The sequence below is a fragment of the Candidatus Nanopelagicales bacterium genome (genome assembly GCA_041393815.1).
Taxonomy (GTDB): Bacteria; Actinomycetota; Actinomycetes; order S36-B12; family JAWKJK01; genus JAWKJK01.
In genome coordinates this window covers 154894-168387 of sequence record JAWKJK010000001.1, presented here as the reverse complement: position 1 = coordinate 168387, position 13494 = coordinate 154894, and the positions used below count along the sequence as shown (strand labels likewise).

General features: G+C 72.2%; 13 protein-coding genes and 1 tRNA gene. 9 read left to right on the top strand and 5 right to left on the bottom strand.

The annotated features are described in order from the left end of the window. Positions 1-75 precede the first annotated feature (75 nt). From treS to R2737_00745, 6 genes are read left to right on the top strand one after another with little or no spacing between them, the layout of a single operon-like run. Positions 76-3444 carry a maltose alpha-D-glucosyltransferase gene (treS, locus tag R2737_00770; protein ID MEZ5114770.1) on the top strand — a complete coding sequence of 1123 codons (3369 nt, stop codon included), beginning with the start codon at positions 76-78 and terminating at the stop codon, positions 3442-3444. A gap of 19 nt (positions 3445-3463) precedes the next feature. Continuing rightward, complete coding sequence (locus R2737_00765) at positions 3464-5194, top strand: SulP family inorganic anion transporter (protein MEZ5114769.1); 1731 nt, start codon at positions 3464-3466, stop codon at positions 5192-5194. Next, a complete protein-coding gene (locus tag R2737_00760) occupies positions 5191-5721 on the top strand; it encodes a shikimate kinase (GenBank protein MEZ5114768.1) in 531 nt (176 codons plus the stop codon). Before R2737_00765 ends, R2737_00760 begins: the two co-directional genes overlap by 4 nt. 4 nt (positions 5722-5725) lie before the next feature. Next, positions 5726-6088, top strand: a complete 363-nt coding sequence (locus R2737_00755) for a cyclic-phosphate processing receiver domain-containing protein (GenBank protein MEZ5114767.1) — start codon at positions 5726-5728, stop codon at positions 6086-6088. Continuing rightward, complete coding sequence (locus R2737_00750; protein MEZ5114766.1) at positions 6085-7146, top strand: hypothetical protein; 1062 nt, start codon at positions 6085-6087, stop codon at positions 7144-7146. Before R2737_00755 ends, R2737_00750 begins: the two co-directional genes overlap by 4 nt. Positions 7147-7148: 2 nt before the next feature. Then, positions 7149-7931, top strand: coding sequence for a hypothetical protein (locus R2737_00745; GenBank protein ID MEZ5114765.1), 783 nt, complete (start codon positions 7149-7151; stop codon positions 7929-7931). A 3-nt stretch (positions 7932-7934) separates the two neighbouring features. On the opposite strand, the gene R2737_00740 is transcribed toward R2737_00745, so the two are convergent. The 3 genes from R2737_00740 to R2737_00730 all read right to left on the bottom strand — a co-directional run bounded on the left by R2737_00740 (position 7935) and on the right by R2737_00730 (position 9120). Beyond that, positions 7935-8405 carry a YbjN domain-containing protein gene (locus tag R2737_00740; protein ID MEZ5114764.1) on the bottom strand — a complete coding sequence of 157 codons (471 nt, stop codon included), beginning with the start codon at positions 8403-8405 and terminating at the stop codon, positions 7935-7937. Between the two features lie 16 nt (positions 8406-8421). Further along, positions 8422-8496 (bottom strand) — tRNA-Arg (locus tag R2737_00735). A gap of 267 nt (positions 8497-8763) precedes the next feature. Next, positions 8764-9120 (bottom strand): hypothetical protein, encoded by a 357-nt coding sequence (locus tag R2737_00730; GenBank protein MEZ5114763.1) that lies wholly within the window; start codon positions 9118-9120, stop codon positions 8764-8766. A 48-nt stretch (positions 9121-9168) separates the two neighbouring features. Here R2737_00730 and R2737_00725 point away from each other — a divergent pair, with 48 nt between their 5' ends. The 3 genes from R2737_00725 to R2737_00715 are packed head-to-tail and all read left to right on the top strand — an operon-like array spanning position 9169 to position 12519. Next, positions 9169-10752, top strand: a complete 1584-nt coding sequence (locus R2737_00725) for a circularly permuted type 2 ATP-grasp protein (protein MEZ5114762.1) — start codon at positions 9169-9171, stop codon at positions 10750-10752. After that, positions 10746-11651 (top strand): alpha-E domain-containing protein, encoded by a 906-nt coding sequence (locus R2737_00720; GenBank protein ID MEZ5114761.1) that lies wholly within the window; start codon positions 10746-10748, stop codon positions 11649-11651. Before R2737_00725 ends, R2737_00720 begins: the two co-directional genes overlap by 7 nt. A 1-nt stretch (position 11652) precedes the next feature. Then, a complete protein-coding gene (locus tag R2737_00715; protein ID MEZ5114760.1) occupies positions 11653-12519 on the top strand; it encodes a transglutaminase family protein in 867 nt (288 codons plus the stop codon). A gap of 3 nt (positions 12520-12522) precedes the next feature. Here R2737_00715 and R2737_00710 read toward each other — a convergent pair whose 3' ends face one another. Next, positions 12523-12945, bottom strand: a complete 423-nt coding sequence (locus R2737_00710; GenBank protein MEZ5114759.1) for a YccF domain-containing protein — start codon at positions 12943-12945, stop codon at positions 12523-12525. Between the two features lie 77 nt (positions 12946-13022). After that, positions 13023-13226: a cold-shock protein gene (locus R2737_00705; GenBank protein MEZ5114758.1), complete on the bottom strand. Its 204-nt coding sequence runs from the start codon at positions 13224-13226 to the stop codon at positions 13023-13025. Between the last annotated feature and the right edge of the window lie 268 nt (positions 13227-13494).

The following is a 13494-nucleotide window of genomic DNA, read 5'->3' as shown; positions in this document are numbered from 1 at the left end:
ATAGCCTCGGTCCTCGGGGCGCCCGCCGCGCCCAGGGACGACCATGCCGCCGAGGGACGAGAGGGAGCAGCGCCCATGGGCCGCGCGACGATGCCGGAGCGGGACGCGCTGCTGGTGCTGGACGACGACCCGCTGTGGTACCAGAACGCCGTCATCTACCAGGTACACGTCAAGTCGTTCTTCGACAGCGACGGCGACGGCATCGGGGACTTCCGCGGGCTGTCCGAGAAGCTGGACTACCTGCAGGACCTCGGGGTCACCGCGCTGTGGGTGATGCCGTTCTACCCCTCGCCGCTGCGTGACGACGGGTACGACATCGCCGACTACACCGGCGTCAACCCGTCGTACGGGACCATGGCCGACGTCAAGCGGTTCGTCGACGAGGCCCACCGCCGCGGGTTGCGGGTCATCACCGAGCTCGTCATCAACCACACCAGCGACCAGCATCCGTGGTTCCAGCGGTCCCGGCACGCCAAGCCGGGGTCGAAGTGGCGCGACTTCTACGTGTGGAGCGACACCCCGGACAAGTACGCCGACGCGCGCATCATCTTCAAGGACTTCGAGCCCTCGAACTGGAGCTGGGACCCGGTGGCGGGCGCCTACTACTGGCACCGCTTCTACCACCACCAGCCCGACCTCAACTTCGACAACCCCGCGGTCCACGACGCCGTGCTCAAGGCGCTGGACTTCTGGATGGACCTCGGGGTCGACGGCCTGCGCCTGGACGCCATCCCCTACCTGTACGAGCGCGAGGGGACGACCGGGGAGAACCTGCCGGAGACGCACGCGTTCCTGAAGAAGCTGCGCGCGCACATGGACGCGAAGTACTCCAACCGGATGGTCCTCGCGGAGGCCAACCAGTGGCCGGAGGACACCCGCGAGTACTTCGGCGACGGCGACGAGTGCCACATGGCCTTCAACTTCCCCGTCATGCCGCGGATGTACATGGCGGTGCAGCTGGAGGACCGCTACCCGATCATCGACATCCTGCAGCAGACGCCGGAGATCCCCGCCAACGCACAGTGGGCGCTCTTCCTACGCAACCACGACGAGCTGACCCTGGAGATGGTCACCGACGAGGAGCGGGACTACATGTACCGCGCCTACGCCGCGGACCCGCGGGCCCGGATCAACCTGGGCATCCGCCGCCGGCTGGCCCCGCTGCTCAACAACAACCGGCGCAAGATCGAGCTGCTGCACGGGCTGCTGTTCTCGCTCCCCGGGACGCCGGTGCTGTACTACGGCGACGAGATCGGCATGGGGGACAACATCTATCTCGGCGACCGCGACGGCGTGCGCACGCCGATGCAGTGGACTGCTGACCGGAATGCCGGGTTCTCCAAGGCCAACCCGCAGAAGTTGTTCCTGCCGGTCAACATCGACCCGGAGTACCGCTACGAGTCCATCAACGTCGCCTCGCAGCAGAACAACCCGACGTCCCTGCTGTGGTGGATGCGTCGGCTGATCACGCTGCGGCAGCGGCACCCGGTGTTCGGGCGCGGCGACATCACCTTCCTTCACCCGGACAACCCGAAGGTGCTGGCCTTCGTGCGTTCCAGCGGGGACGAGACGGTCCTGGTCGTGGCGAACCTCTCCCGCTACGTGCAGTACGCCGAGCTCGACATGGCCGAGTTCCAGGGCCGCACGCCGGTCGAGCTGTTCGGCAAGACGCCCTTCCCCACGATCGGCGAGCTGCCGTACTTCCTGACCCTGGGCCCGCACTCCTTCTACTGGCTCAAGCTCGAGCCTCGACCGGAGGAAGTGACGCCGGCCGGCGAGGAGGGGCCCGATGTCCCGTCGGTCACGCTGAGCGGGTCCTGGGACACCCTCTTCACCCAGACGAGGGCGCGTGGCGCGTTCGAGGCCGCGCTGCCGGAGGTCCTGGTGCACCGGCGCTGGTACGGCGCCAAGGCCCGCACCATCCAGACGGTGACGGTCCTCGACGCGGTCCCGCTGCCGCGCAAGGGCCGGTCGGACCTCGCCTACCTGGTGCTGGTCCAAGTGGCCTACACCGACGGCGAGCCCAGCACGTACGTCCTCCCGCTGGCCTTCGCGACGGGGGACGCCGTCGACGCGGTCCTGCACGACATCCCCGCCGCCGCAGTGCTGCGCGTCCGGCCTCGAGGGCAGCACGGTGCCGACGGCCTGGTCTACGACGCGACCTACGACTCCACCGTCGATACCCGGCTGCTGGAGGCGATCGGCCGCCGGCAGAAGCACCGCGGCTCGGCCGGAGTGGTGCAGGGCGTCACCACCAGCGTGTACCGGTCGCTGCGTGGCGACGACGAGCTGACGCCGTCGGTGGCCCGGGGCGAGCAGAGCAACACCTCGGTGCTCTACGGCGACCGGTTGATCCTCAAGGTGTTCCGGCGTGCCTCCCGGGGACTGAACCCGGACTGGGAACTCGGCCGGTTCCTCACCGAGCGGGTCAAGTTCCCGCACGTCCCGGCGATGGCGGGGGCGCTGACCTACACCGACGTCGACGGCCAGCAGCGGACCCTCGCCGTCCTGCAGGAACTCGTCGCGCACGAGGACGACGCCTGGTCGTACACGCTCAGCCACCTCGGCGGCTACTACGAGGACGTGCAGCAGGAGTTCGCCGACGAGCCGGGTCTGCTGACCGACACCCGGCCCCCCAACAGCCTCGTCGATCTGGAGGTTCCGGACCCGGCCCAGGACCTGTTCGGTGCCTACCTCCAGCAGGCGGCGTTGCTGGGCGAGCGGACTGCCCAGATGCACCTGGCGCTGGCCTCGGCGAGGGATCTGCCGGACCTTGCCCCTGAGGCGTTCACCCCCCACTACCAGCGCTCGATCTACCAGTCCTCGCGCAACCAGTTCCGCCAGATGCTGTCCCTTCTGCGCCGTCGCCGCGGCACGCTCGCGGGCGCGGCAGCGGAGGACGCCGACCGGCTCCTCGCCTCGGAGGACGCGCTGTACGCGGCCATCGAGGCGGTGAAGGGGGAGCGCATCGGCGCGCTGCGGATCCGTGTGCACGGGGACTACCACCTGGGTCAGGTGCTGTTCACCGGTCGGGACTTCATGATCATCGACTTCGAGGGCGAGCCGGCGAAGTCGCTCTCGCAGCGCAGGATCAAGCGGTCCCCGCTGCGGGACGTGGCGGGGATGCTCAGGTCGTTCCACTACGCGGCCTACACCGGGCTGAGCGAGCACGTCGTCCAGAACAACGTCCAGGACGAGGCCGAGGTCATGCCGACACTGGTCGGCGCCGCCCGGTTCTGGACGTCGTGGGTGAGCGCCTCGTTCCTGACCTCGTACCTGGGGACCGCCGGACCGACCCTGCTGCCGGAGGGGCAGGAGGCCAGCGAGGTCCTGCTGCGCTCGTTCCTGCTGGAGAAGGCGGCGTACGAGGTCGCCTACGAGCTGAACAACCGGCCGGCCTGGGTGGGCGTCCCCCTGCGGGGAATGCTGCACCTGCTCGAGTGAACGCCGGTCGGGACGCTCGATGACCGTGCTGTCGGGGGTCGGGCTCGGCCGCTACGTGCCGATCGTGCGCTGGCTGCCCCGCTACCAGTGGTCGTGGCTTCCCAAGGACCTGCTGGCCGGCCTCGTGGTGGCCTCGGTGGCCATCCCGATCGCGTTGGGCTATGCGGGGGTGGCGGACGCCCCGGTGCAGGTCGGCCTCTATGCCCTGCCCGGTGCGCTGCTGGCGTACGCCATCTTCGGCTCCTCCCGGCAGCTGTCGGTGGGCCCGTCCTCGACCGTCGCGCTGATGTCCGGATCGGTGGTGTTCGGCCTGGTCGGGTCCGGCAGCCCCGCCGAGGCGGCGGCGTTGTCCGCGGCGCTGGCGCTGGCGTGCGGGCTGATCCTGATGCTGGCGGGCACGGTCCGCCTGGGGTGGATCACCGACTTCATGTCCAAGCCGGTCATCACCGGCTTCACCTTCGGCCTCGCGCTCACCGTGATCGTGGGCGAGCTGCCGCACATCCTGGGCCTGCCCAAGGAGCCGAACCAGTTCGTGCCGCGCCTGTGGGCCACGGTGCAGCAGCTCGGCGAGACGAACCCGGTAACGCTCGGGATCGGGCTGTTCTGTCTGGCCGTCCTCATCGCCGGCCACCGGCTGGCGCCGCGCTGGCCGTGGGCGCTCACGCTGATGGTGGCGGGCATCGCGCTGGCGCCGGTGCTCGACCTGCAGTCGCACGACGTCGAGGTCATCGGGCCGGTGCCGCAGGGACTCCCGCCGCTGGGCGTGCCCCAGGTCGACCCCTCCGACCTGCCGACGATCGCGCTCGGCGGGGTGGCCCTGGCCCTCGTCGCCGTGGGGGAGGGCCTGTCGGCTGCCCGGCTGTTCGCGGCGCGCGGCGGATACCGGATCAGCGCCGACCAGGAGTTCGTCGGGGTGGGCGCGGCCAACGTCGCCGCCGGCTTCTCGGGCGGACTGTCCGTGTGCGGCAGCCTCAGCAGGACGGCATCCGCCGTGTCGGCGGGCGCCCGCAGCCAGATCTCGGCCCTCGCGGCCATGGTCGCGGTGCTGGTGGTCCTGGTCGCCTTCACCGACCTGCTCGCCGACCTACCCCGGGTCGTGCTGTCCGCCGTGGTCGTGATGAGCGTGTGGTTCCTGATCGCGCCGCGGACGATGACCCGCTATCGGAAGGTGCGGCGTAACGACTACGTCGGGGCGTGGACGGGGCTGCTGGGCGTGGTCCTGCTCGGCCCGCTGTACGGCCTGCTCGCCGCGGTCGGGATCTCGTTGCTGGGCCTGGTGTACCGGTCCAGCAAGGTGCGCGTCGACCCGCTGGGCCGGATCCCGCACGAGCGGGCCGGGTGGGGGTCGCTGCGGGGGCACCCGGAGCGACGTCCGGTCCCGGGCATCCTGGTGCTGCGGCTGGATGCCCCGCTGTTCTGGGTGAACTGCGAGGACGCCCACGGGCTGATCCTGGCCGAGCTGGACGGGGCGCCGGGCACCCGCGCGGTCGTGCTCGACCTCGAAGCCACGGGGCAGCTCGACACCACCGCGGTGGACGTCCTGCACACGCTCCTGGTCGAGCTGCGCGGGATGGAGGTCGAACTCGTGCTCGCCCGTGTCCTCAGCCGGGCCGAGCTGGTGATGGAGAAGGCCGGGTTCGTGGGGCTGCTCGGTCCGGACCGGATCTGGCACAGCATCAGCCAGGCGGTGGCCGCGGCCTGCCGCCTGACTGGCGTGCCGGACGAGGACGCGGAGGACGTCCCCTCATGACGCCCGCCCGCCCCCGCCGGCTGCTCCTCGTGGGCCTGATGGGGTCGGGCAAGTCGTCGGTGGGGGTCGCGGTCGCGGAACGGACCGGATGGTCGCTGCTCGACAACGACGTCCTGCTGCGGGCCGAGGCCGGCGGCGACGCGGCGGAACTGGAGCGCGAGCAGGGCGTGGAGGCCCTGCACCGCGCCGAGGCGCGGGTCGTCGACCTGATCCTGTCGGCGCCCGAGCCCTGCGTGGCGACGCTGCCCGCCAGCGCCGCGGACGACCGCGACCTGCCCGAGCGGCTGAGGCGGGCCGGCGTGGTCGTCTGGCTGCGCGCGACGCCGTCGACCCTGGCCCGCAGGACCACCACCGGCCCGCGGAGACCGCTGCTGCCCTTGGATCCGGGGGCCCGGGCGGAGCTCCTCGCGGCGCAGGTGCGGGCCCGGGCGGACGTCCTGGCCGCGGCCGCCGACGTCGTCCTCGACGTCGAGGGCCGCGACCCCGGCGAACTCGCCGCGGCGGCCCTGGCAGCGATGGCAGGCTGACCCCATGCAGCGGCTGCTGGTCGACGACACCCGCACGTTCACCGACGACGGCTACGCGCACCGTCGCGCCCACACCTCCCAGGAGGCGCTGGACGTGCTCGCCGAGCTGCACACCGAGGACCTGTTCCTCGACGAGCTGTGGCTCGACGACGACCTGGGCGCCGGGGTCGACGGGGCCCCCGACTCGACCATCCCGGTGCTGGACTACCTGTCCCAGTGCGCCGCCACGGGCGCCCCGTACCCGATCGGCGTCGTCGTCGTGCACACCACCGACCCGTCCGCGGCGGCCACCCTGGTCACCGGCCTGAAGCAGTACGGCTACCGCGTCCGGCGGGTGTCCGCGGCCGACTGGCTGCGGGAGGGGTGAGCGCCGGACTCGGCGAGCCGGTCCGGCTCGTCAGCCCCGGCGGCGCGCTCGCCGACGTCAGCCCGGCCCTCGGGTTCAACTGCGTCCGGCTGGCGCTGGTGCCGGTGGACGGCAGGGATCCGGTGGACGTCGTGCACGCGGAGCCGGACGCGCTGCGCGGCGGGAGCCCGACGCGCAGCGGGATCCCCGTGCTGTTCCCGTTCCCGAACCGGATCGCCGGAGCGTCCTTCGACGCGGGCGGCCGCCGATGGGACCTGCCGCGCACGCACCCGGGCGACCCGAACGCGATCCACGGCTACGCCTGCCGCGCCGCCTGGAGCCGGTACGAGCGCACCGGCCCGGGCTCGGTCACCGGCCGGTTCGCGCTCGACCGGGACACCGCCGACCCCGCCCAGGTCTGGCCGGGTGCCCTGGAGCTCACGCTGACGTACGCGCTCTCGGACCGGGCGCTGGCGATCGTCGCCGAGGTGGCCAACCGAGGGGACGAGCCGGCGCCCTTCGGCCTCGGCCTCCACGCGTACCTGCGCCCGCTTGCCGGGGCGGTGGAGCGGACCCGGGTCTGGTGCGGTGCCGACGAGCGCTGGCTGCTCGCGGACGGCATCCCGACCGGCGAGCTCGCCCCGGTGGACGACCGGACCGACCTGAGATCCGCCCCCGCGCTGGGGGACCGGTCCCTCGACGAGGTGCTCACCGGGCTGCCCGCGTTCGCGCCCGGCCCGGACGGCCTGATGGAGCGCGCCGCCGTGCTCGGTGACGGACTGCGGCTGGCGCTGCGCGGCGATGCCTCCTTCCGCGAGATCGTCGTGTTCACGCCACCGAACCGGGAGTCGGTCGCGGTGGAGCCCTACACCTGCCCCACCGACGCGGTGCACCTGCAGCGGCCGGGACGGGACCTGGGCTGGCGGACGCTCGCGCCGGGGGAGTCGTGGCGCGGCGTGGTGCACCTCACGCTGGACGCGCCGGGGCCTGACGGGGGCCATGACGTTGGCCTCTACGGCTCGGGCCCTTCGTACGGTGCCGTGGAGCGAGGCTCCGCAGGGCCGGAAGGGCGGGACTGAGCATGCCGATCGCCGTCCCCATCGTCGCGGGCACCGCCATCAAGGGCGTCGCCGCGAACGCGATGATGCGGGGCGTCCTCGAGCGGCACCCCAATGCCTTCCTGGTGACCCTGGCCAGCTTCGGCGTCACGCTCCCGCTGCACTCGTCCCAGGAGCACCTCGCCCGCGACATCCGCAAGGGCCTGCTCGCGCAGGGGCGCAGGCCGGACGCGCCGCTGGTGCTGGTCGGCCACTCGCAGGGCGCGCTGGCCTGCCTGCGCTACCTGATCGACCACCCCGACCAGGTGCTGTACGTCTTCTCGGTCGGCGCGCCCTGGCACGGCTCGCGCAGCGCGTCTCGCGTGACCCGGCTGCTGCGCTGGACCGGGCGCGACCTCACTCCGGCCCTCACCGACATGGCGGCCGGGTCGGAGTTCCTCACTCGCCTGCACGACGAGCTGCCGCCGGTCGCCGACCGCGTCACGAACATCTACTCCACGCACGAGATCGTCATCAGCCCGTACGTCGAGGCGCACATCGACGTGCCCGGGGTCTCCAACGTGCTGATCGCGAACGAGCAGGAGTACCGCCAGCACCTGCTCGCCTACCCGGACCTGCCCATCGACGATCTCATCATCGGCCGGGTCACCCACCTGGGCGAGATGAACATGGGCGAGGTCCGCTCCCGCGTCTGGGCCAAGGTCGAGGAGCTGGCCGCGGACCCGTCGCGCCGGCTGCGCCGGCCCACGACCGACACCGTGGACGGCCACGAGGGGGCCGGCGGCGACGCCGAGTCGACCGGCTGAGTGTCAGAGGTAGCCGCCGAGGCCCCGCGGGTAGTGCTCGTCGTACGCCTCGGTCTTGCGCTCCTCGAAGAACGGCCGCCCGCCGAACGACTCGACCAGCCGCTTGCCGAAGGCGTCGGTGGCCCCGGCGACGTAGCGGCAGGCGTGCTCGAAGTTGGCCGGGTTCACGTCCGCACCGAACATCTCCGACTCGATGAGCACCTGCTCCTGGACGTGGAACGCCCGGGCGAACTGCAGCTGGGTGTTGATGCCGTTGAGCGCCTCATACAGCCCCGGGCTGGGAGCGAGCCCGGCGACGGCGACGGCGAAGACCTGGACCAGCGGGTTGCCGTCGTTGCCGACGACGCGGACGAAGAACGCGCCGCCCTGGTAGTGCACCGGCAGGTCGCCGTCCGCGTCCGGACTGACGGTGCTCCCGGTGAGCCGTTTGAGCAGGTCGATGACATACGCCTGCACCATGTCCGCGCGGAGCACGGCACCCTCCCGGATCTGGTGCCCCCGGCAGGATTCGAACCTGCGCGCATGGCTCCGGAGGCCACTGCTCTATCCCCTGAGCTACGGGGGCCAGGGACGAGCGGGAGGTTATCAGCCGGCGCGGTCGCGCTCCGAATCCCGGGGTGGCGGACGACCGGGCGTCTGTGACGGAACCGACATGGCCCGGACCACAGGTCCCGGTTTGGCCGTCGAGCACCCGGGCACATCGACGGTGCCGGTCTCCCACGGGGGTGGGGACCGGCCATCGGGCCCGCGGCCGGCCGACCTCCCTCCCCTGGTCGGCTGCGGGCCCGCCCCCTGCCGCCCGTCCGCTCCCGCCCCGCGGCGGCGGGAACTGCTACGAGTCGAACCAGCGCGGCGGGCCCGCCACCAGGGCCGTCAGGAACGCGCCGAACGCGGCACCGAGGCCGGTCGCCCAGAACCCGGTGGCCAGCAGCGGGATCGGCCCGAGGAACATGCCGACGAACGCGCCGATGACTCCGACGACGACCGCCGCCAGCAGTGCGAAGGCGACCCGGCCGCCCGCGCTCCCGCCGGACTCCTCCACCTCCTTGCCCTTGCGGCCCTTCGGCTGCGGCGTCGACCCGCGGGACGCGACCTCCTTGCCCGCGGAGCCCCCGGCAGGGGCCCCGCCCGCGTTCAGCGCGTCGACCTCGCGCAGCAGGCGCTCGATGTCGTCTCCACCTGTGCTCATGCCCCCCATCGTCACCCGAGGCGCGCCGATCTGGTAGATCCTGTCCGCATGACGGCGACCCCCGGGCTGCGGCGGGTCGGCGCGGAGCCGTACGACGAGATGCCCGCAGCCGACGCGCGGTCGGCGCCCGGGCGGGTGCACCGGGTGCTGTCCCGGCTCGGACCCGAGGGTCTGGAGGAGCGGGCCCGGCTGCGCGATGCGTACCTGGACCGCCAGGGCATCACCTTCTCGCTGTCCGGCCGGGAGCGGCCGCTGCCGATGGACCTGGTCCCCCGGGTCATCGGGGCGGAGGACTGGCGCCACCTCGAGGCCGGCGTCGCGCAGCGGATCCGGGCGCTGGAGATGTTCCTGGAGGACATCTACGGCGTCGGCGACGTGCTCGCCGACGGGATCATCCCGCGGCACCTGGTGGTCAGCTCGACGCACTACCACCGGCAGGCGTGGGGCCTCCAGCCGCCGAACGGCGTCCGGATCCACGTCGCCGGCGTCGACCTGGTCCGCGACGCGGAGGGGGTGTTCCGCGTCCTGGAGGACAACCTGCGCAACCCGTCCGGCGTGTCCTACGTGCTGGAGAACCGGCGGGCGCTCGCACACGTGCTGCCGGAGGTGTTCTCCGGGCACCGGGTCCGGCCGGTGGCGGAGTACCCCGAGCGGCTGCTGGACGCGCTGCGCGCGGCCGCCCCGGCCCACGTCATGGACCCGGTGGTCGCGGTCCTCACCCCGGGCGTGCACAACAGCGCGCACTTCGAGCACGCGTTCCTGGCCCGCCGCATGGGTATCGAGCTGGTCGAGGGCCGCGACCTGTACTGCCGGGACAACCTGGTCTGGATGCGGACCACGCAGGGTCCCCGACCGGTGCACGTGCTCTACCGGCGCATCGACGACGACTTCCTCGACCCGGTGCAGTTCCGGCCCGACTCGGTGCTGGGCGTGCCGGGCCTGGTCAACGCGGCGCGCGCGGGCAACGTGACCATCGCCAACGCCGTGGGCAACGGCGTCGCGGACGACAAGGCCATCTACCCGTACGTCCCCGCGCTGATCCGGTTCTACCTCGGCGAGGAGCCGCTGCTGCCCAACGTCGAGACGTACGACCTTCAGCAGCCGGACGTGCTCGAGTGGGTCGTGGAGCGGCTGGACCGCATGGTCATCAAGCCGGTCGACGGGTCCGGCGGCTACGGCCTGGTGATGGGGGACCGGGCCAGCGACGGCCAGCTGGCGGAGGTCGCGTCGGTGATCCGCCGCGACCCGCGCGGCTGGATCGCCCAGCCGATCGTGACCCTGTCCACGTCGCCGACGGTGGTGGAGGACGGTTCGCTGGCCCCGCGGCACGTCGACCTGCGTCCCTTCGCGGTCAACGACGGCCGTCAGGTCTACGTGCTGCCCGGAGGCCTGACCCGGGTGGCCCTGCCCGAGGGCAGCATGGTCGTCAACTCCAGCCAGGGCGGCGGCTCCAAGGACACCTGGGTGCTGGAGGACGGCAGCGGCCCGACCCAGCGGCCTGAGCCGCGCCGCACGCGCGCTCGCCGCCGGATCACCCCGCTGCCGAGCCGCGCGGACGCCCCGAAGACGCACGACGAGCGGCTGCGCCAGCAGGAGGCCCAGCAGCAGCAGGCCGGTGGGTCGCCGTGCTGAGCCGCATCGCCGAGTCGTACTTCTGGATGGGGCGCTACCTGGAGCGCGCCGAGGCCACCGCCCGGATGCTGTCCGAGCACCACCAACTGCTGGTCGAGGAGCGGCTGGAGTCGGAGGAGACCGCCTGCGTCGTCCTGCTGGACGCGCTGTCGCTGCCCCGGGTCGATGCCGTCGAGACGGCCGGCCTGGTGCGGGCGCTGGTCGGCACGCCGGACCTGCCGGCGACCATCTCCGGTTCGGTGTCGGGCGCGCGGGAGAACGCCCGGGCCATCCGGGACACCATCTCCAGCGACGTCTACGAGGCCCTCAACGGCGCCTACCTGGCGCTGTCGCGGGGACTGGCGCTGGCGGCCAGCCCGGGGGTCGCCCTGCACCGGGTGATCGAACGGCTGCTGGTGGTCAACGGGGTCCTGCAGTGGACCATGCCGCGCGACGAGGGCTACCTGTTCATGGACCTCGGCCGGTCCCTGGAGCGCATCGACATGACGGTTCGGCTGATGAACGTCCGGCACGACCAGCTGTGGCCCGAGACCGGCCCGGTGGCGACCCTGCGGGCCGCGGGCATGCACGACGCGTTCCTGCGCGCGGGGCTGTCCATGAGCGGGGACGAGGTGCGCGCGTTCCTGCTCCTCGACGAGGTGAACCCCCGGTCGGTGCGCAGCTGCGCCGCGCACGCCGAGGACGCGGTCCGGGCGCTGCAACTGATGGGCGTCGACGACGGCGGGATGCTGCTGCGCGAGGTCGGCATGCTGCGATCCCGGGTCGAGTACGTCGTCTCACCGACCCCGGCCGAGGTGGACCGGCTGGCCCGAGACGCGCAGGCGGGGGCGACCCGGGCGTCCGACGCGGTGGTCGAGGCGTACTTCCGGCAGGCCGGCACGATCGTCTGGAGCCACTGACATGACTGCCGAGGAGCACGGCCGGCGGCTGCGCATCACCCATCGCACCGGGCTGCGTTACGCGGGCCCCGTGCACGCGTCGTTCAACGAGGTCCGGATGACCCCGAACGACGGGGACGGCCAGGTGCTGCTGTCGCACCGGCTGGACGTGACCCCGAGCGCCGGGGTGACGTCGTACGTGGACTACTGGGGGGCCTTCGTCGAAGCCTTCGACGTGCACGAGGAGCACCGGGTGCTCGAGGTCGTGTCCACGAGCACGGTGGAGGTGACCCGGGCACCGGTGCTCGCCGGGTCGGCGTCCTGGGAGGACCTGGCGGACCCGGCGGTGCGGGACCGCTGGTGCGAGTACCTCGACCCCACCGGCTACGTCGACGACGCGGCCGCGGACCCGGACCGGGTCGAGACCGTGCGGATGCTGCGGGCGCTGCCGACCCCACGCGTCGCGGTGGCCGCGGCCGTCGCGGTGGTGCGCGAGCGGATGACCTACACCCCTGGTGTCACGACCGTGTCCACCACCGCGCACGAGGCGTGGAACTCCGGGCACGGCGTCTGCCAGGACTTCTCGCACGCGACCCTGTCGCTGCTGCGCGCCGTGGGGGTCCCGTCCCGCTACGTCAGCGGCTACCTGCACACCGAGGAGCCGGCGGTCGGCAGCAGCGTCCACGGGGAGAGCCACGCCTGGGTGGAGTGCTGGACCGGCGGGTGGGAGGCGCACGACCCCACCAACGACCGCTATGTCGGCGTCGGGCACGTGGTGGTCGCTCGCGGCCGGGACTACGGCGACGTGCCGCCGCTGAAGGGGATCTACAACGGCGAGCGCAGCGAGGAACTGGGCGTCAGCGTGGAGATCCTGCAGCTGCCGTCCTAGGCCCTACTGCACGGGCACGTATGCGGACACCCCGCCGCGCGCCACGTCGGCGAACTCCACCGGCACCACCTGCTTGCCGAGCGGGTTCAGCGACAGCCGGGCCAGCTTGAACAGCCCGATCCCGAATGGGATCCCGATGATCGTCACGCAGTAGACGATCCCGGCGACGAACTGGGACAGCGCCAGCCACCAGCCGGCGAACACGAACCACAGCACGTTGCCGATCGTGCTCATCGCACCCGCCTCCGGGTCGTGCACCACCGTCCGTCCGTACGGCCACAGCGCGTAGCCGGCCAGCCGGAAGCAGGCGATGCCGAAGGGGATGGTGACGATGAGGATGAAGGAGATGACCCCGGCCAGCACGTAGGTCAGCGCCGTGCCGATGCCTACGAACACCAGCCAGAGCAGGTTCAGCAGGGTGCGCACCCAGCCATCACATCACGGGCCCGGGAACGCCGGAAGGGGCCCCGTCGCGACGGGACCCCTACCGGTGAAGCCAGCGATCAGGCCGGGCGGACGTTCTCCGCCTGGGGGCCCTTGGGGCCCTGGACGATCTCGAACTCGACGCGCTGGTTCTCCTCCAGCGTGCGGTAGCCGTCCATCTGGATGGCCGAGAAGTGGACGAAGACGTCAGCGCCGCCATCGGCCTGGGCGATGAACCCGAAGCCCTTCTCGGCGTTGAACCACTTCACGGTGCCCTGAGTCATGCGAATCTCCTTGAGCGAAAAACTGCGAGTCGCCTTGTTGCTCCCCGCCTGGTGCCGTGCCTCGCCGTCGTCCTGCTCGTGGAGATCGCTCGTGGACTAGCCGTGAAGCGGACATCTCTATGTAGCAAAGCGCCCGGAGACGTGGTCCACGGGCGCCGTAGAACGGTGGTGGTGCTCAGCGGTCACGAGTGTAGCGGGTCCGCGGGGGTGCCGGGCACCACTCGGCACGGTCGCGTCGCCGGGAGCGGCCCGGGGCACCTCCGCGACG